21 protein-coding genes are annotated in these 26923 nt (G+C 42.4%); 10 read left to right on the top strand and 11 right to left on the bottom strand.

Annotated elements, in window-relative coordinates:
- The 10 genes from QNM18_RS14590 to QNM18_RS14545 all read right to left on the bottom strand — a co-directional run.
- On the bottom strand, positions 1-5173 hold a 5173-nt coding region (locus QNM18_RS14590), incomplete at its 3' end, for a beta strand repeat-containing protein (protein WP_284137656.1).
- Complete coding sequence (locus tag QNM18_RS14585) at positions 5170-6357, bottom strand: TIGR03032 family protein (RefSeq protein WP_284137655.1); 1188 nt, start codon at positions 6355-6357, stop codon at positions 5170-5172. The genes QNM18_RS14585 and QNM18_RS14590, both read right to left, overlap by 4 nt.
- A gap of 59 nt (positions 6358-6416) precedes the next feature.
- A complete protein-coding gene (locus tag QNM18_RS14580) occupies positions 6417-7385 on the bottom strand; it encodes a S8 family peptidase (RefSeq protein ID WP_284137654.1) in 969 nt (322 codons plus the stop codon).
- Positions 7386-7576: 191 nt separating this feature from the next.
- Positions 7577-8125, bottom strand: a complete 549-nt coding sequence (locus QNM18_RS14575) for a phage tail protein (RefSeq protein ID WP_211011477.1) — start codon at positions 8123-8125, stop codon at positions 7577-7579.
- Positions 8126-8138: 13 nt separating this feature from the next.
- A complete protein-coding gene (locus QNM18_RS14570) occupies positions 8139-8666 on the bottom strand; it encodes a phage tail protein (RefSeq protein ID WP_284137653.1) in 528 nt (175 codons plus the stop codon).
- A gap of 15 nt (positions 8667-8681) precedes the next feature.
- Positions 8682-9230, bottom strand: coding sequence for a phage tail protein (locus QNM18_RS14565; protein WP_284137652.1), 549 nt, complete (start codon positions 9228-9230; stop codon positions 8682-8684).
- 29 nt (positions 9231-9259) lie between these two features.
- Entirely contained in the window at positions 9260-9565 is a 306-nt protein-coding gene (locus QNM18_RS14560; RefSeq protein WP_211011480.1) for a DUF6916 family protein, read from the bottom strand.
- Positions 9566-9630: 65 nt separating this feature from the next.
- A complete protein-coding gene (locus QNM18_RS14555) occupies positions 9631-10143 on the bottom strand; it encodes a GNAT family N-acetyltransferase (protein WP_284137651.1) in 513 nt (170 codons plus the stop codon).
- Positions 10144-10185: 42 nt separating this feature from the next.
- Entirely contained in the window at positions 10186-10800 is a 615-nt protein-coding gene (locus QNM18_RS14550) for an aspartyl/asparaginyl beta-hydroxylase domain-containing protein (protein WP_211011482.1), read from the bottom strand.
- Between the two features lie 5 nt (positions 10801-10805).
- Entirely contained in the window at positions 10806-11513 is a 708-nt protein-coding gene (locus tag QNM18_RS14545) for an NHL repeat-containing protein (RefSeq protein WP_211011483.1), read from the bottom strand.
- 489 nt (positions 11514-12002) lie between these two features.
- Between QNM18_RS14545 and QNM18_RS14540 the strand changes: the two genes are divergently transcribed.
- The 7 genes from QNM18_RS14540 (at position 12003) to QNM18_RS14510 (ending at position 22081) form a co-directional block, all read left to right on the top strand.
- Complete coding sequence (locus QNM18_RS14540; protein ID WP_284137650.1) at positions 12003-15848, top strand: TOMM system kinase/cyclase fusion protein; 3846 nt, start codon at positions 12003-12005, stop codon at positions 15846-15848.
- Positions 15849-16088 carry a hypothetical protein gene (locus QNM18_RS14535; protein ID WP_211011485.1) on the top strand — a complete coding sequence of 80 codons (240 nt, stop codon included), beginning with the start codon at positions 15849-15851 and terminating at the stop codon, positions 16086-16088. It abuts the gene before it with no gap.
- Positions 16089-16123: 35 nt separating this feature from the next.
- Positions 16124-17080: a hypothetical protein gene (locus QNM18_RS14530; protein WP_284137649.1), complete on the top strand. Its 957-nt coding sequence runs from the start codon at positions 16124-16126 to the stop codon at positions 17078-17080.
- A 44-nt stretch (positions 17081-17124) separates the two neighbouring features.
- The gene (locus tag QNM18_RS14525; RefSeq protein ID WP_284137648.1) at positions 17125-18636 is read left to right on the top strand and encodes a hypothetical protein; all 1512 of its coding nucleotides are present in this window, start codon (positions 17125-17127) and stop codon (positions 18634-18636) included.
- Between the two features lie 378 nt (positions 18637-19014).
- Complete coding sequence (locus QNM18_RS14520; RefSeq protein ID WP_284137647.1) at positions 19015-20355, top strand: hypothetical protein; 1341 nt, start codon at positions 19015-19017, stop codon at positions 20353-20355.
- Between the two features lie 15 nt (positions 20356-20370).
- Entirely contained in the window at positions 20371-21189 is an 819-nt protein-coding gene (locus tag QNM18_RS14515) for a hypothetical protein (RefSeq protein ID WP_284137646.1), read from the top strand.
- A 286-nt stretch (positions 21190-21475) separates the two neighbouring features.
- Complete coding sequence (locus tag QNM18_RS14510) at positions 21476-22081, top strand: outer membrane beta-barrel protein (protein WP_284137645.1); 606 nt, start codon at positions 21476-21478, stop codon at positions 22079-22081.
- Here QNM18_RS14510 and QNM18_RS14505 read toward each other — a convergent pair.
- Complete coding sequence (locus QNM18_RS14505; RefSeq protein ID WP_211011491.1) at positions 22064-22960, bottom strand: LysR family transcriptional regulator; 897 nt, start codon at positions 22958-22960, stop codon at positions 22064-22066. The two genes, QNM18_RS14510 and QNM18_RS14505, sit on opposite strands and share 18 nt — an antisense overlap.
- A gap of 103 nt (positions 22961-23063) precedes the next feature.
- Here QNM18_RS14505 and QNM18_RS14500 point away from each other — a divergent pair, with 103 nt between their 5' ends.
- The 3 genes from QNM18_RS14500 to QNM18_RS14490 all read left to right on the top strand — a co-directional run bounded on the left by QNM18_RS14500 (position 23064) and on the right by QNM18_RS14490 (position 26906).
- Positions 23064-24272: an MFS transporter gene (locus QNM18_RS14500; protein ID WP_284137644.1), complete on the top strand. Its 1209-nt coding sequence runs from the start codon at positions 23064-23066 to the stop codon at positions 24270-24272.
- A complete protein-coding gene (locus QNM18_RS14495) occupies positions 24242-24775 on the top strand; it encodes a GNAT family N-acetyltransferase (RefSeq protein WP_284137643.1) in 534 nt (177 codons plus the stop codon). Before QNM18_RS14500 ends, QNM18_RS14495 begins: the two co-directional genes overlap by 31 nt.
- A 169-nt stretch (positions 24776-24944) precedes the next feature.
- The gene (locus tag QNM18_RS14490) at positions 24945-26906 is read left to right on the top strand and encodes a methyl-accepting chemotaxis protein (RefSeq protein ID WP_284137642.1); all 1962 of its coding nucleotides are present in this window, start codon (positions 24945-24947) and stop codon (positions 26904-26906) included.
- Positions 26907-26923 lie beyond the last annotated feature (17 nt).

The following is a 26923-nucleotide window of genomic DNA, read 5'->3' as shown; positions in this document are numbered from 1 at the left end:
TTAAATCCAAGTTGGATAACTGCTGACTGGCTGACGTCACGGTACCATTGCCCGTCACCGCTGTGCCACCATTGCTGCTCGAAATGGTGTAGCTGTATGTTGCGCCCACTTCTGCGCTACTGAAGGTAAAGGACGCCGCTGTTTTTTCGGTGTTTGAATACGCGCTATCACCAAATGAAACACCGTGACCGCTCGGTGCTTGTGTATCTATAGTTAAAGATAAATTACTTGCCGAATTCGCAGTATTGCCCGCATTGTCGACAGATTGCGCCGAGATGGTATGGCTGCCAGTCTGTAAAGTAGAGGCTGTAATACTCCAGGCGCCACCAGACACAGTAGTACTCCCAATATTACCGTCGAGGCTAGACGACAAGTTAATTGTGTCACCAGTTGTGCCAGTACCTGTGATAGTCGGCGTCGTATCATTGGTAATATTATCTGTATTTGACGTGCCAGAGTCACTACTTGCGGACAGATCCGGCGTACTTGGTGCATTTGGCGCACTGGTGTCAATGGTTACATTTAGAGCACTAGAGGCACTACTCTCATTACTGCTTGCATCCGTCGCTTTTGCCGTAATGGCATGTGTAGTCGCAGAGAGCGTACTGGTCGTAATTTGCCAGTTACCGCCCGTAGCCGTGCCACTTCCGATCACCGTACTGCCAGACTGATCACTATACAGTCTAACAGTGCTGCCAGACTCAGCTGTGCCACTAAATGTAGGCGTTGTATCTGAAGTGACATTATCAGTGTTGGATCCGCCGGTATCTGAAGCAGAATCTAGGTCCGGTGTTGATGGGGCGCTGGGCGCAACATTATCAACCACAGTAACAGTGAACGATTTTTGGAATGTTGTCGTTGCATCATTTGACTGAACACAAACAATGTAATCGCCAGCATTCAGGGCTGCCTGCGTTTGCAAGCTAGAGCCACTGATTTGGAAGCTACCATTGCCTGTGTGTGCAGAACAGGTACCATTTGCACTGCTCCCGCTATTTACCAAAGTGTAGCTATGTGTGTTAGCACTATCAACGTCAGTAGTAGATAACGTACCCACATTAGCCCCTGAACTTGTGGCTGATTGATTAATACTATTTGCTGACAACGCAATATCTGTTGGCGCATCATTTTGCGCTGTGATGTTTACTACCGCTTGATTGGAGCCTGTGCTATTGGCGGTACCATCATTAAATGTATAATCAAGTGTTACACTAGAAGGTGGATCTTCTGACGTATTCCCATAAGAAATAGATTGAATGACCCCATCGACTATAGCCGACGTTGCACTCGCATTAAATGTAAGCACCAATGTACCGGCTGAGTTGGTTGTCACAGTACCAACATTTGTGCCGTTGTATGTAAAAGAACTCCCTTGTGTTAGTGTTCCAAGTAAATTCAAGTTCGCGAAAACATCTTGTGAACTTGCCCCGCCATTTCTGGCTATTGTCAAAGACGCCCCGTTGTAGTTTCCGTTTCCACCATTTAACGCATCTAGTTCTGTATCAGCAACGGTTGCATCACTATCAATCGCAACTGCCGAACCATTTTCTGTAAACGTAGACAACCCGTTCAATGAACTGAATACCGGAGTATCATTCGCTGCAATTAGCGTAATGAGTGTATTGGCACCACTATCGGCAACTGTAAAGTCTAAGCCCGCACCTGGTGCGTTTGACAGCGTCAGTGCAACTTCCACGGCAGCAAAATCGGTCGCATCCGCATCCACCTGTAAAGTGCTGTTGCCGTTGAAGCGTACATTATTGGTAGTTAGGCCCGTCACGCCAGTAATCGTCAGCGTATCACCAACTGCTAAATCGGCGATTGTATCGCCATTGAGATCCGCAGCAGCACCAATAAAATTATCGTTGCCACCATTACCTGTCATCGTATCGGTACCCGTACCAGGCCTTATAGTGTCAGCACTATCGCCGCCCGTTAATATATCGTTACCTGTTAAGTCAGTTGCTGCAATCACTAGACTATCGCCAGCAAGCGCGGAAGCGTTGATTGTCACGCCAGCACTAATGGCCGCCCCAGACGTATTGCTGACTGTGATACTGCCACCATTGGTGGAGAAGTTATCAGGTATAGTCACAGAGAATACACTGTTAGAGCCAAGTGCAATCGTTTCAATGCTCGACGCACTGGTAGAGGCAAAATTAAATGTGCCACCATTTACCAATTGCAAGCTTTCGCTCCCCGCGGCACCACTAATCGCTGTTGAAAAATCGCTGATGTTCTGTGCATCAAGGGTCACTGTAGCACCACTTGCAAGTGACAGCGTGCCAACGCTACTAAAGCTCGCCCCAGTAGTATCTGCGCCATCACTTGCCAACACAATATCAGCAACCGTCGCGTCACCAGTGAGACTGCCCGTAAAAGTATTTCCAGCGATATTAAAAGTAACCGCGTCACTAGATGAAGTTGCAGTTGCACTGGTTGTCGCGCCTACATTGACTGTCCTTGTATTTGAGCTGTCATCACCGATTACATAATTCTCAATGCCCGAAAGCACCGTTATATCTCCATCTCCTGTGATGTTGATCGTTTCGGTGCCAGCAGCCGTGATTGAACCGCTAAAGCTCTGGTTTTGGGACGCAGTCATAGTTACCGAGGCACCTGTCACTAAAGACAAATTGGTAATATTTGTTATCGTAGCGCCACTGATGTTGGCACCATTGGACATACTGAGCGTATCTGCAACTGTATTATCGCCGGTGAGAGTGCCTGTAAAAGTGAGTGTACCAACGTCAAATGTAATTGCATCACTACTACTTGTTGCGGTTACCGAGTGCCCGGCAGCGCTAAGCGTGACGGTTCTTGAGTTTGTGGTATCGTCATTGACTGTGTAATTCTCGACCCCCGAAACTGTCGCAATGTTCCCATCCCCACTTATCGACATTGTTTCTGTGCCTGCCGCCGTTACTGTCCCAGAAAATTGCGATAATTGGGCTGCGGTGAAACTCGCCGATGCCCCGCTAGACAATGTAAGATTTTCAAAACCAGATACCGTGGCTGCAGCAATACTACCGCCATTCCCTATAGAAAGCGTATCGGTGCCTGAACCACCAGCAAGCGTTCCTGTCGCAACCAAGGTGCCCACAGTAACCGTGTCATTATTCGTACTGCCTGTAACATTTTGGCTCGCAGCACCTAGTGTAAACGAGTTTGCGACTGACAGAATGTAAGATTCAATTGCCGCATTGCCAGTTAACCCATCTGTCGCCGCAGAGATAGTGATCGTGTCAGTGCCCGAAGCTGTAACAGAGCTAAAACTGTCATGCTGAGCTTCGGTCATAGTGACAGAAGCACCGGAGTTAAGCTCTAGCACTTCTGCATTTGATATCGTAGCCCCAGCAATATTTGACCCATTTGAAAGACGCAGCGTATCTCCTGTGCCTCCACCTGCGTTAAGTGTTCCTGTTGGGGTTAACGCTGCGACATTTATAACATCATTGGAGCTACTGCCCGTTACATTTTGCGATGCGCTGCCCAAACTAAATGTCATAGCAGCATTTAGCACATATGTTTCAATATCGGGATCACCGGTTAATTCGCCATTGCCATTGGCACTGGAAAGCGTGAACTGGTTTGTGCCATCGCCATTGATCGTGGTGAAAGATTCATGCTGGGATTCGCTTAAGGTCAGATTGCCGTTGTTTGCAGCTGATAAAGTCTCAAAATTGGTTAAGGTAGTAAGGCCACTGATATCGACACTGTCTGAAACAGCTAGGGTGTCGGTCCCACCGCCGCCATCTGCGGTTGAGCCCGATGCATGGGACGTTTGCGCAATTGTCAGAGTTTCATTTTCACTGGTAAACAAAATAGCTGGATTTAAGTTGGCACCAGTTGTTGTATTAAATGACGCGCCAGACGATGTCGTTGACGTCACATTCGTGACACTGACGGTTGAAGTACGTGACACACTATTGTCAGTACCGTCATTTACGACCACAGTCACAGATCTAGCAGTCGTATTAGGCGTTGAAGATGTATTGTTATAAGTAATCGCATCTAAAAATGTTTGTACTTGAGCAAGCGTCGCGGTTGCCCCAGTAATTGAAATGGTATCTTGCAATGTGACATCTGATTTTCCTGAAATGCCATTTAAGGCATTTTGAGCGGCTCCAGTTACATTGAGTCCTTCAGAAGCACCATCTTGATCATTGGTCAATGAAACCGTGATTGTCTTAATGGTATCTGACTCTGCATCGGTCACGCTGGCGCTATTAGTAATGCCAACTCCGCCACTTCCTTCAGAAAACGCAGAAGATCTATCACTGCCCCCAGCAGCTGAATCTAGATCGACAACGGGAGCTGTGTTTGCCGCAGTCACTGTTGCACCCACTTTAAAGGTATATGTGCCTTCATTGGGATCATTGCTGGTTATCGTCACCGTTGCTTCAGGAGAGCCTACCGTTGTCGGATCAAGTTGAACGACAAAGGTTGTACTCGTTACGCCGTTTAGTGAACTAGACCCCGGTTGGCTCGAAATGGAAAAGTCATTTGATGCAGAAATACTAACTAGTGGCGATCCACTTAAAGTTAACGTAGAACTTGCAATCACATTTTCGATGGTAAACGTACGAGTAAAATTACTTGCACCAGTTTGATGTGAACCAAAATCTGTGTGGTCACTGGCACTCGGTGTGGTATCCCCAGAGGTGATGGTTTGGTTGTTCCCTCTTAAGTTGATATCAGGATCTGGCGCAGCAGCAACGGTACAGTCATCAGTATCAGGAAACCAGACTCCTCCACCGGGGCCAGCCTCACAGCTATCTTTACTGAGATAGGCCGACGTACAGCCAAATGACACTCTACAAGATGCCGCAAGTTCTTTAGCAATACTAACTTCACCACTGACTTGCGTGGAGTTCATCCCCTCACTACTAAGTAGCCCTTGCTCAGCTAAAAATGCCAGTGTCGCGGCTTTCGCATCTTCTCCATCACGCGATTTTGAACTTGTCTGCTGAGCGATGTTAAACACCTGAATAGGTATTTCATTCTCAGCAGAATGAAAGTGTGTATCATCACTCACTTTAATCGTATCTAGCGTCGGCACTTTATGGCTGGATGAAAAATAGCTCTCTGAAATATCTGAAGGCGGATTCGCAGCAACAAGAGAAGGGATCACGACTCCCAGTATTGAGGTGGTCATATCAAGCTTTTTCATTTCAATACTTCCTTCGTAAAATCGTACAAGTGCGCAGAAATAGCATCATCACCACTGACCATTTCGGGAAACGTAGAGTTGGGAATAATGCTCAGATCATAAAGCTGACTTACATCACCTTTAAATTGCAGTTTTGATAGGGTTTGTCCGTTATGTTTATTTACTATCCATATTCCACACACCGTATCCGTTTGGGTGTGCGCCGCCGTCAATGGGATATCGCTGAAAACCTTAGATGCGCGAACTTGGCTGGTAGCAACCAGCATTAAGTCACCAAAAAATGACAGTCCGCGGGTAAATCCAGGTAAAGTGCAAACTGTTGACACTTCACGGGTATCCGGGTTGTAACTAATAACTTCGCCTAAACCCGAATTACACAAGTAAACAAATCCATCGTCACATCTAGGTGAGTGCGGCATTGATAATCCACTTAACAATATTTCATTGCTATCCACATCTATCAACGTACCATTTTGCTCAGTACGCCAAGAATCTTGACTATCTTGTGTATTAAAAGTGGTTACATATTTGGGACGGCCATTTTGCATCGCCATGCCGTTTAGATGACAGCGATCCTCAGCTTTTAACTCACTGATAAAATGCGGTTTCCATCGCGCTGTAAAGCCAGATTCAGACGACACTGTGGCAAGACAAGAAAAACTCGAATTCACGACCCACAAGCCTTCATCTCCCCAGGCGATATCATGGGTATTCAGGGTGCCCGTTGTAAGAGAAGAGCGCTCAGTAAATAATTTATCGCATTGTTTGATTGCACTAATCTGCTCCGCTCTTAATTGCTTAAACGAGGAAGTATCACGCTCTTCGTCTTGCAGCTTGCTGGCCAGCGAATCCAAATCGTCTAACTCTCCACGGCAAACGCTATCGCGAGACATATCACTCGATTTAAAATTCACAATGCGATTGACTGTGCTTACTAAAAAGCGATCTTCACTCACACAAATGCCCATTGGCCGAACAAACTTCTTAACGCTACAGCTAAGCGCATCAGCCCGACTGCGAAGCAACATGACTGCATGTGACTGGTAGCTTGAAACTACCAACGAAATACCTAATGCTTGAAGAATTTTAGGAAAATTCTCACTATATTCACTTGCAAAATCAATGTTAACGAAATCAGATTTATCACCTGCCCTTCCGTAACCCTGTTCCCGATACCCTTGCATGTCTCTACTCCTTTGCGAGCGGCTGGATAACACCACTCAACAATCAAACAAGCTTAAAGTTAATTATTATTATTGAACCCAATTTCACTGCTCGATAGACCACAGCTAAGCAAGTAGGAAAGCTCCCCTGTTACCAAAGCTGCAGCAGTGGAAGTACCACTGGCTATAAAACTTGTGTTCTTTTTTTTCAGAGATAATGTCGCAGGCGCGTACAGATCAACACACCTGCCAAAATTCGAAAATGGAGCCAAAGTGCCGTCACCCGACAGCGCTCCGACCGTTGTTACTCCCTTGACTTCAGATAGTTTATTACCGATACATGCATCCTTCCCATGGTTGCCAGCCGATACGACCACATAGGCTACGCCACCATGATTTAACCCTTGCTCAATGACCTCTGAAAGCAACTGAGAAACAAAAGGCAAAGTCCAGCTGCTGTTTATAATGTCTACATTCATTTTCAAAGAGATACTAAACGCCAAAATCATCGCCGAGTTAAGCGTACTCGCTTGCTTAATGGCAACGAGTTCCGCGTCTACTTTCGTCTTATTTTTTGTTTTAAATTTCAGCTGATGTGCAATAACACTGGCAATCATGTTGCCATGTGTCGCTTCTGATTTTGTTTTGGCAGAAATGATATTTTGGCTATCCGCGTCATAGGCAAGTAGAACATTAAAAAGTGAAAATGCGGATTCAGACAAATTAAAGCCATCATCTATGATGGCGATGCGACTGGGTTTTATCGATGAATTGCATTGATAATTTCGCAGGCGCTGTATAGTTTGCGAACTTGCGTGATTATTAACCTTGCGCTTTTGTATTTGGGGAGACCGAACGATGGCAAAATCCGGCTGCACAAAAGCGCCATTCAAGCGGCTGATTGATTCATAAGTCGACAAAAATTCGTCTTGCGTCGGCGTAACAAGTACAATTTCGTTAAGTCGATCATTGGCAAGTACCTGCAAACTTAAGATTGATTCTATTCGTTCTAAGTGCTTTTTTTGCTCATTATTTACTTTAACAAGCATTTTTTCATTGAGGTAAAATTGCAGTCCAATATTACTGTTGTAAATATTCTTCTGGCTTGTTGAATACAATTGTATTGTTTCATTATTATTTATGAAGTTGATAAAGGGTGCCTTGGAGCCACTTTTAGCAGTAGCTCCAATACTTAAGAACACCATGAAACAAAATATAAACTTCACTACAAACAGCTCATCTAACTTCGCGGTGGAAAAATACCGTCCATACAAAGGCAAAACTGTATTGCAAGATACGGTTGTCTATTTTCATGAGCTTGATTTTGGCCATTGCTCAATATTGCTTGAGAATTCAAAGTAATATTTGAGCCTCCTAAGTCATCAGAAGAATAAACTCGGGCTACACCACCGGTTGTTGCCCTTGCTGCTGACAATAACCCCGTACCATTTGACCTATCAACAAGGCCATCTTTAATGGTTTTACCCGCATTTAATTCATGGGTATGAGTAGGCAGTTCGCTTTCCAATAACACCACATCGGGCAACCCAACTCGATTTCCCAAATCGCCCGGAGATAAACCGGGCCCAGTGCCAAACATGGTTGGCGTTCGACCTTGTAAATCTGGTAACTGCATGTTTGTTTGACCATTGCCACCATAAGTCGTACCTATCACAGCAAACAACGCCTGATTTTGAGATATATCGACAAATTGGCCATCACAAAACGCATAGCTAACGGGAGCAAAGGTGTAAGGCAACATATCAACCTGACCAATAAATGGATCCATTTTAATTCTCCTTTTAGTTACGTGACGGATAGAGGCCGTTCATACAAATAATAAAGCCAAGGTAGAGCATTGGCATACGGTTTTCATGGGACTCGTCTCCACCAGCTGTGCCGATCGCTCTTGCACTAAATGGATTGGTTTCTAGACCCGCCGTTGTGTCGGGTAAAAAATGCAACTCACTGCCAATATATGACTGCCCATCTATTGGTGCTTGTAGCTCTGAAGTGGCACTTGTTACTTGCACTGGGTGGCTATGTGCTGGCAGTTGGCTCTCCGATAGCACGACTCGCTCAACGCCATACCTCTGTCCCAAAGCTCGGTTAGTTAATCCCGGGCCCTGACCATCCCCCACAGGGACCCGCCCGCGCATATCGGGTAGCCCATAAGTGGTACGCCCATCTCCCCCATAATTTGAGCCCAACAAGCTAAACAAAGACTCGTTGTCTGTGATTGCCTGCAACTGTCCGGCACAATAAGACCAATGGTAGGGGGAATATACGCCTGCAAACATGCGAATTTCACCTAAATATGCATCACTCATACTCTGCTCCTTTAATTAGTTTCGTGGCGGGTACGCGCCGTTAAGCGCAATGACAAAGCCAATTACAGTAGACGGCTGTAAATTAGTATGAGGCGCATTTTCACCAACGGTTTGAATACTTTGTGACGACAACGTATCAAGCCCACCAGAGTTTTGCGCATAAAACTTCTTCACGCCTGTTGGGAATTGCGTATTAGCCGTAGAAATCGTGTATCGAGCAGTTGGATTTGCATTACTGAAAGGTAAAAAGCTATCGCCTTCTAAGGAATCAACTTGAAAATCGTGACTGTGCCCTGTCTGAGCATTATTGAGCGTAACTTCCTCAATGCCACCTTTTTGCCCTTGTTGAAAAATGTCATACTTTCCTGGAAAAACTGGCGTTCGGCCACGCATATCGGGTAACGCAAAATTCGTCCTTGCGTCACCGCCAAATGTATCTGACAACAAGGAGAACAAGGCGGGATTGTCATTGACTGGTATCAACGCACCATTACACGCCGCCCAATGCACAGGTGGAAAGTTGAAGGCAATCATTTGCATCATGCCTAAATAAGGATTAACCATAAAAACCACTCCTTAACTTTGACTTGGGTTTAACCCACTTCTTGAACACGTCTACGTGAAATAACTATCTGATATTTATCTTGATCATAAATACTCATAAACATCGGATATTCACCAAACGCACTATGCTTAAAAAGATAGTTGTCTTGCGGAAGCTGGTTGCTTGGGTCTCCCTTTAGCGAGATACAAAATGAGGTAAACTCATCAGTGTCTATGCGGCCATCTTCAACATTACTAATCGCTAATTTGCCAACTAACTGCTCGTTTTGTGTTGAAAACACCTCGACCTCTTCACCAACTAACGAATGCATTAACTCTTGTGTCACTTTTGTCATTGCTTGCTACTCTGCGTCTATTTTTTAAAACTTCTGATCAACCATAATTGCTGTGATTGCCTGCGTTATACACCAACAATGCTTTTCATTGCCGGGGGGTACCAAATGAGCAACTCATGGGGCGTTTGCACTTCCATCACTTGAAAGCCAAGCTCTAAATACAAGCGTTTAGCGGCTATGTTGTGGCTCAGAACCGCCAATGTAAGAGGAACAGCCGACTGTGCGGCGCAATGCTGAAACGACTGTATAATAGCGCGACCAAAACCGTGGCCTCGCGCAGCAATTAAAAAACCGATATCGATCAAACGGATCTCATTGTGACCAAAATCTAAAGTGGCTTTGCCAATAGGTTCACCGTGTTTTTCAATAATGAAATACATCGCATTGGGAAACTGAGCACCATAGCCTTGAGTTTGCGCTTTTAGCTGCATCTCGACGATTGATTCAATAAAATCACGCTCGCCATCAATACACTGCAAATCCTCTCTTACTTCTCTATGCAGCTTTTCGATAAATGGTTTATCAGTTGCCTTTGATGGGCGTATGTGTAGCCCTTCTGGTATGGTAAATTGCACCATTTTCCTTATCCTCTTTTGTGCACCTATTGAGTATATGCAGCATTAAAACTTTTGCTCGGAACTTTCTATTAAATTTTTCAGCCAAACACCTACTTTACAATCAATAACCAAATTGATTCTCGCTTCAGCTCCTAGGTTAGAAACACTGTGTTCTAAATCCGCATTGAGATACCATACTTCATTGCACTTCATCGGTACGATCCGGTTGTTTACGACAAACTCAACTTGTTCTGCACCGGCGATTGGCACATGTATCCGCGCCTCTCCATATTCCATCGACAAGTGGTGATCTCTGTGTGGCAAGATATGACTACCAGCCTCTAAACGCATTAACCTTATCGACTTAAACGAGCATTTAAATTGGGCTAGGAAGCTTTTCAATATGGGAAGCCTATTCATGATTGGTAAGGGAGCAAATTGAGCGTTCTGTTCTTCAATTGAAAAACACTGGAGGATCGGGTGTGCATTAACGTGGGCTTGATTGGCATAGAGTGGCAATACGTTCCAATGTCCTGAAAATCCAGAGGAGTTAACATGTGAGTACCAAGTCAGCTCATTTAATGCTAATACTTCCTCTTTCAACGCTGTAAAATCGCAGTTTAAAGCTAACTTAGCAAAAGCCACTGGATTATTATGCGTCCCTATATTGGTGCTCATTGCACTTAACCTATAAATCGACCTGAAATATCGAACTTATAGACTGTGTCTGCAAATTTTCCACCCACAACTTCTATAAAATCATAACCATCAATTGAGAGTAATTTAGGCCGATTAGTAAAACTTGTTGGCGCATAACTCATCAAATATACGCCTTGGCTGTCAAACTTCTTAATATTATTGGAGTAGGTGTTAAGAATATGGATATGACCCGCTTTGTCACATGTTATCGATTTAATGCCACTAAGCTGATGTTTAAGCTCAACGCCAAACTCACCAAAACTACCAAGTATTTCTCCGTTAAAGTCGAGCGTATATACGGTAAAAGTGGTTTCACCTATAACAAATATACGCTGTCGCTTTTCATCAATTGCAAAATCCTTAACGTGCACCACCAATGGTATTTCACTTATTTTTCTGCCATCTTCGTCATACATGTAAATGCTGTTCGAAGATTCAAATAAAATATAGGTCTTGTTTGAGTACCGTCTTGCGACCCTTGGCTTGAGCCTTACTTTGACGATTTTTTGTTGCGGGTTTTCTACTAAACTTGTGGGGTAATCTAACTTGCTCAATGATAATTTCTGCTCGCTCAATCGTTCAGTATATCTAAACTCAGAAGCCTTTGAGTGAGCTATAAATGACTTTGAAGTCATCAACATACCAGAGGTGCTCAATAACACAGATGACTTGATAAATGCCCGACGTTCCATTTTCTGTCCTTTGTTTCAACGGTAGATGCGATTATTACAGCATTATTAATAATAATAAATTACACGAAATTACATTATTGTAAATATTTGGGTTGATAAGCCCATACTTATGTCTAGAAAAAAAACTCCCTTTCCAAATAGAGTCGTACATAATTGCTACCACCAACTAAAGAACTAAGAAGCTAACAAATTTTTTATTGCAAATTTGTATATTTTGCACAAATTAACAATCCCAATTAATGCAATTATATAGATTAAAAACTAGAATTAGTGCTGTTTTGCGATTCAAAAAAGCCCAGTTAATCCCAAAAAACTGAATAAAAACTTAAGACAAGCTTTTCTTACTAGGTAAAAAATCGTATGTATTATGGATGTAAAATTAATTATAACTTGTAATCGTAAACGACTAAAAAACGATGTAATATCTACAACTCAATTGCTGTACCAAACGTTTCTTGGCAAAAATAATTAACTCGAAGAATAAGCATAATGTCATTAACACATTTTTCTGATCCATATATAGAGAATAACTTTGAATCCTCCCACTATGAGCTGCTTCATAAGATTGGTGAAGGTGGTTTTGGTAAAGTATATAAGGCAAGAAACAAAAATACTGAGCAAACTGTTGCAATTAAATTTCTTGCCCTTGAGCCCCATTTAGAAGAGTCAAAAAAGAAACGCTACGTTGAACGATTCAAGCGAGAAACCGCGCTGAGTGGGCAGTTAGAGCACCCACATATAGTGCGTCTTCTAGACAAAGGGCAAGTCAATGAACACCTTCTTTATGGTGTTTTTGAATATATCGAAGGTCTATCTCTACGTGAACATTTGATGCAAGAAGGAGCACTGGATGCTGTCGGTGCCACCGATATCATGCTGCAAGTGCTCGATGCGCTTATTCATGCACACAAAAAAGGGATTATTCACCGAGATATCAAACCCGCCAATATCATGCTTACACAAGCGGGGGCGAAAACACATGCCAAAATTCTAGATTTTGGTATCGGTACCTTGACCCAAGAAAACAGGCATCAAGACTTCTCAACTATCACTTTAACTCAAGAGACGATTGGTACCCCTTCTTATAGTGCTCCAGAGCAGTTAAGAGGAGAACCGGCTTCAGAAAAAACAGACTTATATGTGTGGGGTCTGGTATTACTAGAATGCCTAACAGGCATGCCAGCGGTGACGGGGTCGAGTGTAGCCTCGATTTATCACAAGCAGCTCAGTGATGTGCATATTCCCATCCCTAGTGCCTTGCTCGGCCACCCTTTGTCCGGATTACTGCGCAGAGTTCTACAGAAAAACGCCACTGAACGTGTTATTTCAGGAAAAGAGATATTTTCTGAACTTCACACCATGAACGTCTCCAACTTGGTAGGTATCTTGGCAGATGTGCAAGCGCAACATGGCTACGATGACCACACGGTTGTTTTGCGTAACGACGATCCGAATAGCCCAGTGTCGCAAGACTATACAACACTCACAGAGCGTAAGCAGATCACCGTGTTGGCATTGCGCTTGAGTGCAAAAAGGCTGAACGAAAGCGCAAAAGACTTTGACGTTATCGACACCTTATTTAAATCTCAACGCAACCACTGTATCGATATAGCAACACGGTTTGGGGCATACCATGTCGGCAACCTTGCCGATACAATGTTGTTTTATTTTGGTTATCCCGTAGCAAGCGACAATGATACCCGACTGAGTGCTAGAACAGCTTTAGATGTGATCAGTGAACTAGGTAAACGTAATGCACTGATGCAAGAAGCCCACGGGGTTCAACTTAATGCTCACATCGGTATACATTCGGGTATTTTCGTAACCTATGCCAACTCGGTACCTGAGGGCAATATTGCCAATATAGCTATGGATCTGGCCAGACTGGCAGGGGAAAGACAAATTCTCTGCTCAGCAGAGTCTCGAGCTATTTTAGAGCCCTATAGTGACTTCGACTATTTTGACAATATCCAACTTGGTTTATCTTTTGGGCAACTGTCCATATACAACTTAAAAGGTGAAAAGCGTATCGAAGCGTTTGGCTTTATGCGCGGTACCAAGAGTCACCATAAATTAATTGGTCGACAACTAGAGCTAGACAAAACACTGTCTGTAATTAATGGCGAAAACAATACCCGCATCGCCCATATCTATGGTGAAGCAGGTATTGGGAAGTCTCGATTACTGCAAGAAGTTAGGGATAATGCCAGCAAGTATCAACATTTGGTTGCTCAGTGTTTACCAGAACACCAAAACAGTGCTCTGTACCCAGTTCTCAATTTAGTTAAATACCTATTCAATACAGACAATCAAACGACAGATAATATCACGCAATTATTCACTGATGTCTTAACCGACTATGGCCAGTCCGATTCAGAAATCAATGCAACCATTCCTATCTTAATGGTATGGCTCGCTGTCGAATTACCTGAAGATATGCAACCATCTTCGCAATCACCAGACGAGCAAAAGCAGTTACTGTTTGCAGGTTTAAGTGCGCTGTTATTATCTCGTCAATCCAGTATCAGCGAATTTAAGCTCTATATCATAGAAGATATTCATTGGTCAGACTCTATCACCTTAGAGTTCTTACGCTATTTTGCCGCAAAGCTTCTAGATGGCAACGTTATGATAAGTACTTCAAGGCAAGCATGCCCGAGCAGCTTACATGACCTAACGCTGCTAGAGATCGAACTTAATAAACTTACTGCACAAGCTACAACAGACTTTATTGAACAGCTGTTCGACAGCAAAAATGTGTCCGACAATGTACGTTCTGTGCTGGTAAAACGAACCGATGGCATACCACTGTTTATCGAAGAGCTGGTCGATATGCTCAAAGAAAAGCAGCTCGTTCACGAGTCTGGTGGTGCTATCACATTTATCAGCCCTGACAGGCTGGAGCAAGTACCAAGCAGCTTACGTGAGTCGCTGCAACAAAAGCTTGATAACCTAGTGCATGCTAAAGAAACAGCTCAGCTTGCCGCCACCATTGGTAGAGAGTTTGAATACGAGTTGTTAGTTGCAACGTCTTCACTGAGCGAAGATCAAATTCAAAATGACTTGAACGAGTTACTTGAGCGAGAGTTAATCGTTCAACAAAGGCGCGTAAACAGTGATAGCTATGTATTTAAGCACGCCCTAGTCAGAGATGCTGCCTATGACTCACAAACTCATACAGAAGCCACAGCGAAACACGCACTATTTATAGATGCTTTAAAACGCTTGGATAGGTACACCGAGCAACCATTTGTAACTGCATTTCATCTACAAAAAGTAAGTCAATTTGAAAGCGCTGCAACTTTGATGCTAGACAGCGCAAACGGTGCAAAGCAGCTGTTTGCAATCATGGAGGCCGAGTCATACTTACAAGAGGCTTTAAGAATCTGCCAAACAGGTGAACTGAGCGAAACCGAGCTGTACCTTAAAGTTAAAAATGATCTCGCGTCTGTCCGTATTGCAGGAAATGGCTGGGTAGATGAGCAAGCCAGTGATGCACTACATGAAAACTTTAAAGTGCTAAACGAAAATACAGATTCTAAAGAAAGGTTTACCACGACTCGTGGACTTTGGTTACAACTATACGCCACAGGCGAAACCGAGCAGGCCCACCAACTCGCATTGGATCTATACCAAAATAGTGAGTGGGTTCCTGACGAATTTAAGCCGGTTATTTATGAAATTCTTATTCAGACCTTATTCTCCAAAGCCGAGTTCTCAAAGATCATTACCGTACTCGATGAGATGCCAGACAATATATTCAAAAATGACTCCGAGACTATTTCAAATAACTTTGGTTTCTGCTCCGAATTAGTTTGTATCGGTTTTAGGGCGTTTGCAGAGCTTTATCTAGATAACCAAGCTCAGGCCGACAAACTGATCACACAACAAACAAAACTCGCTCATGAGGTTGGCATTGTCGATGTGCTATCGGCCACACACGGATTCCAAGCAGAATACCAATTAAACAAAGCTCTGTTGGCTGCCGATAAAACCACTTTTATCCAGTGTGCCGAAGAGGCAAAGCGCTTATCTCAAAAAGGTGTGGACTTGGCGAGAGAAGCAAAAAATGACGGCTGGAAAGGCTATTGTGAAATGCTGCATTTTATTGCCAGCGTCGATGCGGATATCTCAATTGAACAATTTGAGATGGGTATCAAACAGTTTTCTGGCTACTTGTCACATCGCGCCTTTTACTATTCCGTATTAGCCAAAATGACCTATTTATTGTGTGGCGAAACCAACACACAATTCCTTGATATTGCAGAAGAGTCTTCCGATGTATCAAGTTCACTTTATGTAAAACCTCAACTAAATACACTAAGGAAAATTTAGATGAAAACATATCCTAAAGGGCTACTGTCTTTTACTTATAACGCTGCAAACGATCCAGAAGTGAGAGAGCTAGTGTTACAAAACCTACCTCAGGCTATGGCGCTTTTCGACCTATCTGAATCACAAACAGAACTGGTACAGAAAGTAGTGAAAGAGTCATTCTTAACTGATGATCTATGGGCTCAGTACTGCGAAGAGCTTCGTCCAGAAATTGACGACGATATCGCCAAAATCTGGTAATGGAGACATGCGAGGCGCTTGCCTCGCATCACACTATGAATAATCTATCTCAACTACATCAGCAATTGTGCCACTCTCATGGCTTTTTAATTAATCAAAACAACCAAGAAGCAACCAAATATCTTGCTGACAAAATCCCCCAATTTACCAAAGGCGTTTGTTACGAATACCGGGCTGCTGAACTCAATCACCCATGTGACTTTCTCGTCGCCTATGACACGTCTGAAGAAACGCTTCTGCAACTTAGAGGTTTGTTTGATTCGATTGAACAACATCAATCCAAACAAATTAATGAATTTTTAGATCTCTATACTCAGCACCGCTGCCTAAGAGACATACCACTTATTTGGTTGAGCTTTGACTGGAGTAAAACCCACTACCCTATTATTCCGACATTTTATATAAGCACACAACACTATAGCTATGTAAAAGGAGAAAAGCTTAACGACACAATTAAGCATGCACTGTCGACATTGGCGCCCAACTCTCTTGCTCTAGGCGAAGCACTTGCCGGGAAATTAGAATACGGTAAGTTGAATCATATTGGGTTTACTTTTGCCAGAGATAGCCTAAAGACGAAATTCACAATCACATTAGAGTGTGAACACGTTTTGCCTCAGCTTGCGCTATTTGAGTGGCAAGGTGATGTAGCTCATTTACAAAGCGTATTGAACATTGCGTCTGAACTGAGCCACAAAGTACAAATCAGCATTTCATTCACTGATCAATTGAGCACAAAAATAGAAGTTGAGCTGCCTTGGGTGAGGCAGGAAAAAGATAACTATATTAACGACGAGTTTATAGAAAGAGTCATCGATATTTGTGACAAAGAGCCTAATTATCACAGGCTGAACGACGTATCTAAATGGCTTGAAAACAATCCAAATAACAAAGCTTTTTATACCAAGTTTTCAATCTTCGAAGATGGCAGCTGCAATCTGAAAAGTTATCTACATTCAAGCCCACAACCAAAAAGAAGATTATTCGGATGATTAAATCACTTACTCTAATTTCCAGCGTAACGCTTACAAGCATAATGAGTTTTCAAATAGCTGCCGAACAACAGTACGCTACATTTCCAGATTGGTTGAGTAAAAACAGCTGTGATTATGAAAATCACAGTTTATTTTTGCCTGACGATATTACAACACTGCCTTACTTTCCACCTGACGCCTATAACAAAAAAATCTGTAGAACGATAAAACCTCTCACGCCAAGTGATAGCAGTTACAATAAGAAGCTGGCATTTTTAACCAACCAGTATGACTTATTCTCTTGGGCTCAGTTTATAACTTTGAACCGAGAAGTGGATAAGCAGTTCAATGTCACGGCGAAGAACTTACAGGTATGCACAGGTGCAAACTGCAATACCCCTATTTGGTTTAACTGGAGAGATACAGACAGCGTTTTTATGGAAAATGGTTGTACACCAGATGGTTGGGATTTTACTAAAAACGCGTCTGTTAACCCAGCTTTAAAAGCCATTAGTCAAGTTGCCCCACTTGATATGGCAATAAGCCAAGCCATTTTGGTCGATCAAAACAATGAACCTGTTTATTACCAAAAGCTGCTGTCTCCGAATATATTTAATTTGGTCACGCAATTTGAAAACCAAAGTGCATTAGTTAAACCATACCAGCTCTATAATATTGACGGGCAAATTGACTATTTAAAAAGTTATGGCCAAGTTATCGCAAACACAGGTGGCTATGTTAATTGTCCGGATGATGTCAACAAGATCTGTAATAGCATTCCAGCGCTAGAAAACTATGGTCCGACAGATAATACTGGCGGACTGACTATTAAAGTAGCTTGGAAAGTGCTAGGTGAAAATGACGACCCGAGCAAGTTCATACATATGCAAAAAAGTGTCAAAGTGTATGAAAACCTGGACAATGGAGAGTATAGTAAGTCTACTAAAAACGTCACTAAAACATTAGGTGTCGTCGGTTTTCATATCAGCCATAAAACCGTTTCTTCTCCAAACTGGGTGTTTACAACATTTAGCCACGAAGACAACATATCTGGCAGTAATCCATTGTTCAATGATCCCAACTGCCCAACCTGTGCTGTTAATCATGCAAATGGCGGTGAGACAAAAACACAGGTCACTAGATTGGAACAAATAGGCCCCATTACAAAACAGGTCAATCAGTTTGTAAAACAAAAGTTAGCTAAAGAAAAGTCTGTCCTTCAATATTACAACTTGATCGGCACGCAGTTTTCAACCGACAGCAGCGATCCTGAGCGTGAAACTTTTCCAGGTAAAATTGCTAACTATTCTGGAGGCGCACCTCATCCGGTATTTCTAACCAATGAAGTGCTCGAAACGTTTCTTCAGCTTGGTAATACCCCAGTTGGTAAAGATAATAAGCTATTCTATAAAAGCTCATCATGTATGAACTGCCATGTGAGTGGTGGCTTTGCGCAGGCCGCAATCAACAATGTGCCAAAAGATCAGCTAAAATCGAGTTACTCCATTTCTCCAACTGACTTTATGTTCATTTTTGAAGATGCACATTGGCTAAACAGCCAAGCCTGTAAATAATCTCGTATAGGGCTATTTTTATAATAGCCTTACTTACAGAAACATAAAAAACTATAAATCGCTGCAATACAAAGCATTGCCAATATTACGTAGCAACAAATTTTCACACCGGCATGTTTGTCCACGGCTCTAATATCAACAAGCCACCTCACGCCGTAACGCCACAACACAAAAAACCAACTAAAAATTAACACTTTCATATTGCCTGATGATAAATTAAACAACTCGTATTGTGATATCTCTTGTTGTCTTGCGGCAGTACAAATTTTCCACCGCACACTAACAAACAATATAAAGTTGTTGTTATTTAGCATTAAATATCAAAAGTTTAAGAAGTATTTTTAAATCCATATCTTTTCTAGTTTAAAAGGGAATTTGATGATTTATAGTGTACTTATCTATTTAACAGCGGTTGCTAGTTCTTCAGTGGATGTTGACCATGCCTATTTGCACCAACTCCCAACCCAGTGTGATAATTACACTCAATTGGCCAATCAAGGATATCGCATACTGCCCTGCTTCTTTGCTACATTGGGCAACAATCGGACAAACCAGTCAGTCATTCGCGATGCTTACCGACAATTTCATGCGTTAAATTGGGATGTATTGGAAGGCCTTCCTGGCGTTGCCGACTATCGCTCTAATTACCTATCTAAAAGAGACACATACCCGGTATGGCAATCATGGCCTAACTTAAACTCATTTTCCAAGTTAGATGACACATCTTGGCAAAAAGCCAAGAAAGAAATACCTGATATATGCCACGATTTTGTCTCATTTCAAGATCGCGCTTTGTTTGAAAAAAACCATCCAAATATAACCAATTTAAATACACCATTATTACTTGAAACGCTTTTAAACCCTCAAGGTAACATTCTAATAGATAGCAATGGTAACCCAGTCTACTACTCTATTCACATGAACAAAGTAGCATTTGACTACTTAAAAGATAATGAAACGGCTGACCCCAAAATATTTCCCGCAGCTGATGCATATGCAAACAAGAGAGGGTCAATTTTTGTTAAAGCCGCATGGCTAATAAGTTCTTTTTCAGATGCAGAAAACTACCATCGAGCGGCGGCATTTATCGTTGAAAAAGAGCAACAACAGGTAACAAATTGCAAACTAGCGGTTGTCAGTCTTTCTGCATTACACATAATCAATAAAAATAACCCGACGCCACAAGCTTTAGCGCCAGCAGATACAAGTTACAAACTGAATATGTGGAGCTGGGCAACATACCTGCACTCAGGCGCGGTTCCAACTAAACAGCAAAATTCAAAATCAGAGGTTGATCTGAATTCGAAGTACCCGCTTTTTACTGAGCGTTTTATTACGATTAAAGAAAGCTGTTATGATCGGTCTGGCAATTTAAATACTCAACTTCCTACCTGTAAAATAAATAAGCCCACTTGCTACTCGAATGCTTCAGGTTGTGAACCCAGCGCTCTTTTAGGCCTTCTTTCCAATGAAGACAAAGATATCCTAACAATTTATAACGCTAAAACAGCGGAGCTGTTAAAGAGCTCTGTTTGGGGGAATTATCGTATTCTAAATAGTCAATGGTCAGATATGGGGATCATCAAACCAAAATATTTAGCCAACCCCATTTTAGAGCCATTCGATGGGCTAGATTCGAGCTGCAGCGGATGTCATTCCGATGCAAATACACAGAAATTTAATGACTTTGTATTTTCTACAGACCTAAAACTTAACTAGAATAGGGAATCTAATATGAAAAGAACTTTACTGTTTTCGGGTTTACTACTGGCATTTTCGGCTATCTCTGTTGAGGCTGTCGGCTCATCTTCTTATCAATCAAGCAAGCAAAACGCTTCAGTCCACTTAACCAGTCAACAATTATATAAATACAAAGACAGCCTGTGTGCCCTCCAAATCGTAAATACTATGGTGCTAGATGGTGATCTGCAGTCTGTTACAAGTACCATGTATCCACTTCTTAACAGTGATGCGAAAAATGCGGAGTTGCAGAAAGAAAAACTGAAAAATCTATACTACGTACCTTATTCAGAAGTAAGTGCGCAACAAGGCACATCTATTCACTACTTGATTGAAAAAGCTTATGGTCCCATCACTAAACTTACAAACGTCTATTTAAGCAATGAAATGGCTGACGAATTAGTTGCGCAAACAGCAAGCTACAATGCCCAAGCAAAATTGACTCTAACGTTAGGGAATGCAGCAGTTAGAACGGCACTCACTCCAGATCATGGTGTTGCATATGAAGATGAAACTGAGCTTCACAATTATTCTGGAGACAGGAGCTTCATCTTAAACTCCCAAGATCAAAAAAACTTAGCGCTACTTTTGTTCTCAATTGCAAACAACAAAGCGCAATATGATAAATTCCAAGACCTACTTAAAAGTAAGAATGTCAAAAAGATTAGCAATAACTTTAAGGCTATTGCACTTCCAAATAAACAATTTATCTCACAGACAGCGGCTGACAAACTGGCTTCTCTTACGGTAAAACACGACCATACTGAATTGGTATCTTTTATAGGCACTAATATTTATAAACCTTCTTGGTAAAGAGAGCGAATGTTCACCGTTTTAATTCGTAGATAACATTCAACCTTGAGTGACTGGATGTCACTCAAGGTTTTAAAATTTGACTTAGATTTGTTTGCTTTATGCATAAGTACTTCCTCCTTCTAAAAGGCACTTTGGGTACTATGATGCTCGAATATACAAATTTAACCCATCTATACTGTGCTTAAAATAGATCTGATAACACATACAGTTTATTTATAACTGCTCTCCAATTATCTAAAAAATTATGCCAAAATATGCCCCAATACGCATAAAAGGATTATGTATGAAAAATATATTCTGCCTCATTACCTCTGTCGGTTTATTAAGTTCAGCTCAATTCGCACAAGCTGCGGATACCGGCTTTGGAGTATCCGTCTTCGGAGGACACTCTATCAATCACGACTTAACAACCAGTAAAGACCAAACAATCGACCTTGAAGACAATAGCCACTTCGGTATATCTGTCGATAGACTCATCAACCGAACACGCTATGGCATGTATTACAGCATCAATGAAACTGAGTTTGCTGATAACGCCATCGCAAAAGTTGACATGGAGTACTTACTATTTCAAAGCGCCATTGAGCTGCCTATCAATGACAGTTTATCAAGCTATGTTGGCGCACAGATTGGTGTAAACCGCATCACACCAAACTTTGCCGAAGCAGATAAGTTTTTTGCGTCGGGCTTGTTCACTGGCATCGACTACAATATTGGCGCTGGTTTTCACGCATTTACCGAGCTTAGATGGATGGCAACCATTGTAAAAAACACGTCTCAAGTTGTCTGCGACGATGATCCAAATACACAAGACAATTGTATTTGGCACTTCGATGGTGACGTACTAAGTCAGTTCCAATTTAGTGCTGGTCTAAATTACCGTTTTTAGTCGCGTTAAACTTTGCTTTAGTTCATCAATAAAAAGCCTAGTTTTATAAGGGGTGAAGCGGGTGTTTGGGTAATAGGCCCACAATTGCTTCACCTCTGATTTCAAATCTGGCAGGACCGGAATTAAAACCCCTTGCTTTAGCTCTCTGGCGACATATTGCGGGGAGATAAAAATTAATCCCATCCCCTGAATGGCTGCCTTCATCAATGCATCAAGATGGTCAGAGACAAAATTGTAGTGACTAAAATCAAATAAGCTGCCGTCTTCTAAAATTATCCCGCCTTTCTTCTGGTAGTAATTACTCAACAACATTTTATGGGCTGCCAAATCTTCAATGGCCGTTATTTTTTCACATTGTGATAAATAGCTAGGTGCTCCGAATACCGTCATTTGATAGTCAGCCAATCGAATACCTTTGTGAGCCGCTGAATCAAACTCTTCATAATAACTGGTGATCACCAGATCATGCTCGAGATCTGGCGGAGAGCCCGGCGTCAATATATTCAAATGAATTGTGAGGTTTTCATACTTGTCTAAAAATTGCTTAATGACAGGCATTAATAAACTACTTCCTATGGCCTGGGTCGCAGCTATTTTTAGGGTACCTTGCGGCTCAAGTTCACTCCCCTGTGCCTGCTCGATCATATCGTCAAACTGCCCTACCCAGTTTCTTGCATAGGACAAAAAGCGAATGCCGTTTTCGTTTAAGCTTACTTGCCTTGTCGTACGCACAAAAAGTGTTTGACCCAACTGTTTTTCAAGCCAGTCAATTCGCTTGCTCATTGCCGACGCAGACACACCTATGACATCTGCGGCCTTGGTAAAACTGCCCATATCCGATAATACAACAAAGCTGCGTACAGCACTTAGCCAATCCATATTATTTCCTATGAAGAAAAAGTCTTTTAATTATTACCTTATTTTTAGGACATTAAAAGCACGTTATAGTAGCGCCTATTGTGCCCCACCATGAGTAACTGCCTTGAATAGATATATTGCTTTGGCCGCTTTTTTACTGTCATGCTCTCAATTGGCCAGTCAAATATTTATGCCCGTATTGCCTGATATCACGCAAAATCTTGCGCTTACTGAGGGAGCAAGTCAGGCAATCATTATTAGCTTCTTTGTTTCATTGGGGGCTGCACAATTAATTGCTGGTCCGTTATGTGACAAATACGGCAGCCGGCCTATTTTTATCTGCGGACAAATCATTTTAGTACTGGGTACATTGCTGTGTGCTCTAGCCTCTGATGCCAACACTTTTCTAGCTGGCCGGGTGTTGCAAGGTATTGGTAGCGCAGCCCCTGTACTCGTCAGCCGAGCAATTTTATACGCGACGTTTAAAGGTAATAAACTAAATAGCTCAATGGGGAATTTAGCCATATCTGCCAGTTTAGTCGCTTTGATCACACCGCTGATTTCAGGCACCCTCGCAGACATGTTTTCATGGCAAGGAATGTCCTTTGCACTTATTGTCTATTATGGCTTCGTGATGGTTTTTGGCCTGATTGTATTTCCCACGCAACAATCCTCAAATATATCATTACGCCCCGCTGCACTTGTAAAGCAATATGTCGATATTTCCCTCAGTCGTTTTTTTGTATCAATGGCTGTATTAAAATGGGCACCGACATTTTTATATTTAACCATTCAGCTTTACTTCCCCTTTCTTTTAAGGAATCAATTTGGCTTTACCACCGAGCAAATTGGTCAAGCTATGACAGTGTGTATGGGCGGCCTGCTTATCGGTTCTTCTCTTGCCAAAGCCATGCAAAAACGAGTCTCCCATTTAAAAGTTGTTGTCTATTTATGGCCTGCTTTGCCAATAAGTGCGCTAACTTTCCTATTTTTTCACGGATCCGTCTACGCCGTTATCTTCGCTTATTGCGCCATATTGTTTATTTTTGGTGGGTATTTTCCCAGCTATATGTACTATGTCGGACACTTCCATACATCGCGTTCCAGCACCGCCAATGCGCTTGTAGGCGCCACCGAACTGCTGATATTTTCAGTAATAGCTTGGCTTGCTAATCAATATTTGATTAGCGGCCCAGACTCTATTTCAATCATTGTCGCGACAATTTCTATCATCGTATTATTGGCTGCAAAACACCTCTCTTTTGCAGCAAAATCTAATCACTGTATTCAAGGAGAAGTAACATGCAATTCGAAACCGAACGACTCATTATAAGACCTTTACAGTCCACCGATTTGCAAGCTGTTTATGACTCTCGTCGGAACCAAGAGACATCAAGATATATTGGTAAACCAGAAACCCTAGATGATGTTAAAAAGCGCATTGAAGAAGCCAAACAGCCTTTTCAAAATCTAGAGGGGCAGAGATTACTGCTCACCTTAGAGTGCAAATCATCAGGTGACTTTATCGGTGAAATGTTATTCAAGCATACCCAATTGGCCAGCCGCATTGGCGAAATAGGCTACCGATTGAGTCCAGAAGAACAGAAAAAAGGCTATGCTTTTGAAGCAACTAGCGCACTTATTTCGAAGCTTTTCACAGAGTTCGACCTAAATAAAATCACGGCTATTTGCGCGACTGAAAATACCGCTTCATGGCAACTGATGGAAAAACTCGGAATGAAAAAAGAGGGTTGCTTACGTGAATATATGTTGCTCCAAGACAGGTGTGTAGATAGCTACTTATACTCCATATTGAAAAGAGAGCACGTACGTTAATTGTTGACCTTCTTCGAAATGAATGGTGAATGGCTTAATAAACGCAATAAATGGCGTTTTTACTTGTCAAATCCTCAACATTGGATTCTGAAATTTTATCTCTTTATTGGCTAACGCAGATATCAATCAACATCTATACTGTTTAAAAGCATTGATGTAGGAGTTAGTTATGAGAATGCGCAAAAAGCTCATCAGTAGTTTTGTCCTGACGGTGATAGTTCCAATATTAGCAATATCTATCATGAGCATTACGCGCACTAAGCAAGAATCTCTCACGCGATTCACCGCTTCATCCGACAGTGAAATACGTCAGGTTGAAAATACCTTCGTATTATTTTTCGAACAAATGAAAAACAACGCGCGATTTTTAGCACAAAGCCAAGCAGTTGTGAATGTCAGTGACGACACTAGCACATACTTTGGCGCTGAAAAAATGATGACCCCTGAGACGTCTGGAGACAACGAAGCTGAGATTTTTCGATTATTTGAGAGTTTTGGCGTTACCCACCCTGAACTCTTATTTGTATACCTTGGCACCGCTCAAGGTGGCTTTATTCAATACCCAGCTGAACCTCTTGGCGGCTATGATCCCCGCAAGCGCCCTTGGTATCAAGAAGTAAGCCAAGCGTCAGACAAGGTCGTCATTACCGAACCTTATCAGGGTGTCACAGGGCAAGCTATGGTATCGGTTGCCACCGCAATTAAACGCGACAGTGCACTTGTCGGCGTACAATCACTGGACGTCACACTGGCAACATTAACTGATATTGTAAGTAGTATTCAGCTAGGAGATACTGGATATCTGATGTTGCTGGACGGTAATGGTACGATACTGGCCGATCCGAAGAACCCAGATAGCAACTTCAAAAATGTCGCTGACCTGTCATCACCTAAATACCAAGCAATCAAAAATATGAGCAGTGCACATAAGGATGCACTTGTCGCCATCGAAGACGCAGAAAAACAGATGATGGCTAAATCATATTACTCCAAAACATTAAACTGGACCTTTGTTGCTTTGATGGATGAAGACGAAATTCTCTCTTCAGCCTATGCGATGTCTTACAATATCAGTGTTATCGCACTGATTATGTTGGTGCTGTTCATCGTCATTGCGATTGTACTTGCCAATAAAATCGTCTATCCCATTGAAATGGTTTCAGAGGGGCTCAAAGAAATAGCGCAAGGTGAAGGTAATTTGTCAAAACGGCTGCAAATAATTGGCAATGATGAGATCAGCGAGCTTGCCTCATGGTTCAACCAATTTTTAAATTCGATCAATGCGCTGGTTATTGATATTAAGAACAATGCCAGTAATTTGAATGAGCAGGCTCAGCAATCTCACGGCAGTATTGATGAAATTCGGGGACAGTGTCATCACCAAGCCAGCACCTCTCAACAGACAGCTGAGCACACCCATGCCATGGAAAATATGGCCATGACGGTCAATGATAATTGTACCCAAGCACTGAGTGAAATATCCAATACCGACTCACATGCTCAGCAGGGTAATGAGCTCATTCAAAGCACAGTTAAACAAGTTGCCACCTTAAACGATTCACTGGGTAGCTCAGCTCAAGCAATGAGTGAGCTTGAAGATCAGAGCAACAATATTACCAATATTCTCGAAGTCATTAGAACGATTGCCGAACAGACCAACTTACTGGCTCTCAATGCCGCCATTGAGGCTGCTCGTGCCGGTGAACAAGGGCGAGGCTTTGCAGTAGTTGCAGATGAAGTGCGTACTTTGGCCCAGCGCTCTCATGATGCGACGAAAGACATTGAAAAAGTACTCACAAAACTCACTGAAAAAACTAGGGCGGTGTCTAAACATATGACCTTAAGCGTTGAGGAGTCTAAATCAGCCATTGAGCAGTCGGAGCAAGCTCATCAGGCATTTGAAGAAATTGCGGATTCGATTTCGAGGGTCAAACCCATTATCGCTAACATTTCGCAACAAGCAGAGCAACAAGGCGCGTACTCAAGCGACAGTCGCACTCAAATTGAAGGCGTTAACCAGTCAATCAAACAAGTGAGTCAATCTGCGGACACCTTGTATGATGGCGCTAAACAATTGGTCATATTCGCCAACAACCTCAATGAACTCGTTGGCAGATTTAATACTGATTAAGGCCGTTTCACACCAAG

The sequence above is a fragment of the Pseudoalteromonas obscura genome (genome assembly GCF_030135505.1).
GTDB lineage: Bacteria > Pseudomonadota > Gammaproteobacteria > Enterobacterales > Alteromonadaceae > Pseudoalteromonas > Pseudoalteromonas obscura.
Note: the sequence above shows the minus strand (reverse complement) of the source record. Positions and strands in the feature narration are given on the sequence as shown.

What these genes read in the sequence shown, in the direction of transcription:
- QNM18_RS14565 (WP_284137652.1), bottom strand. Translation starts at nt 9,230, where the DNA reads ATGGTTAATCCTTATTTAGGCATGATGCAAATGATTGCCTTCAACTTT.
- QNM18_RS14550 (WP_211011482.1), bottom strand. Translation starts at nt 10,800, where the DNA reads ATGAGCACCAATATAGGGACGCATAATAATCCAGTGGCTTTTGCTAAG.
- QNM18_RS14575 (WP_211011477.1), bottom strand. Translation starts at nt 8,125, where the DNA reads ATGGATCCATTTATTGGTCAGGTTGATATGTTGCCTTACACCTTTGCT.
- QNM18_RS14525 (WP_284137648.1), top strand. Translation starts at nt 17,125, where the DNA reads ATGAGTTTTCAAATAGCTGCCGAACAACAGTACGCTACATTTCCAGAT.
- QNM18_RS14495 (WP_284137643.1), top strand. Translation starts at nt 24,242, where the DNA reads ATGCAATTCGAAACCGAACGACTCATTATAAGACCTTTACAGTCCACC.
- QNM18_RS14560 (WP_211011480.1), bottom strand. Translation starts at nt 9,565, where the DNA reads ATGACAAAAGTGACACAAGAGTTAATGCATTCGTTAGTTGGTGAAGAG.
- QNM18_RS14585 (WP_284137655.1), bottom strand. Translation starts at nt 6,357, where the DNA reads ATGCAAGGGTATCGGGAACAGGGTTACGGAAGGGCAGGTGATAAATCT.
- QNM18_RS14555 (WP_284137651.1), bottom strand. Translation starts at nt 10,143, where the DNA reads ATGGTGCAATTTACCATACCAGAAGGGCTACACATACGCCCATCAAAG.
- QNM18_RS14515 (WP_284137646.1), top strand. Translation starts at nt 20,371, where the DNA reads ATGAAAAGAACTTTACTGTTTTCGGGTTTACTACTGGCATTTTCGGCT.
- QNM18_RS14510 (WP_284137645.1), top strand. Translation starts at nt 21,476, where the DNA reads ATGAAAAATATATTCTGCCTCATTACCTCTGTCGGTTTATTAAGTTCA.
- QNM18_RS14535 (WP_211011485.1), top strand. Translation starts at nt 15,849, where the DNA reads ATGAAAACATATCCTAAAGGGCTACTGTCTTTTACTTATAACGCTGCA.
- QNM18_RS14580 (WP_284137654.1), bottom strand. Translation starts at nt 7,385, where the DNA reads ATGCTTGTTAAAGTAAATAATGAGCAAAAAAAGCACTTAGAACGAATA.
- QNM18_RS14520 (WP_284137647.1), top strand. Translation starts at nt 19,015, where the DNA reads ATGATTTATAGTGTACTTATCTATTTAACAGCGGTTGCTAGTTCTTCA.
- QNM18_RS14545 (WP_211011483.1), bottom strand. Translation starts at nt 11,513, where the DNA reads ATGGAACGTCGGGCATTTATCAAGTCATCTGTGTTATTGAGCACCTCT.
- QNM18_RS14570 (WP_284137653.1), bottom strand. Translation starts at nt 8,666, where the DNA reads ATGAGTGATGCATATTTAGGTGAAATTCGCATGTTTGCAGGCGTATAT.
- QNM18_RS14490 (WP_284137642.1), top strand. Translation starts at nt 24,945, where the DNA reads ATGAGAATGCGCAAAAAGCTCATCAGTAGTTTTGTCCTGACGGTGATA.
- QNM18_RS14530 (WP_284137649.1), top strand. Translation starts at nt 16,124, where the DNA reads ATGAATAATCTATCTCAACTACATCAGCAATTGTGCCACTCTCATGGC.
- QNM18_RS14540 (WP_284137650.1), top strand. Translation starts at nt 12,003, where the DNA reads ATGTCATTAACACATTTTTCTGATCCATATATAGAGAATAACTTTGAA.
- QNM18_RS14505 (WP_211011491.1), bottom strand. Translation starts at nt 22,960, where the DNA reads ATGGATTGGCTAAGTGCTGTACGCAGCTTTGTTGTATTATCGGATATG.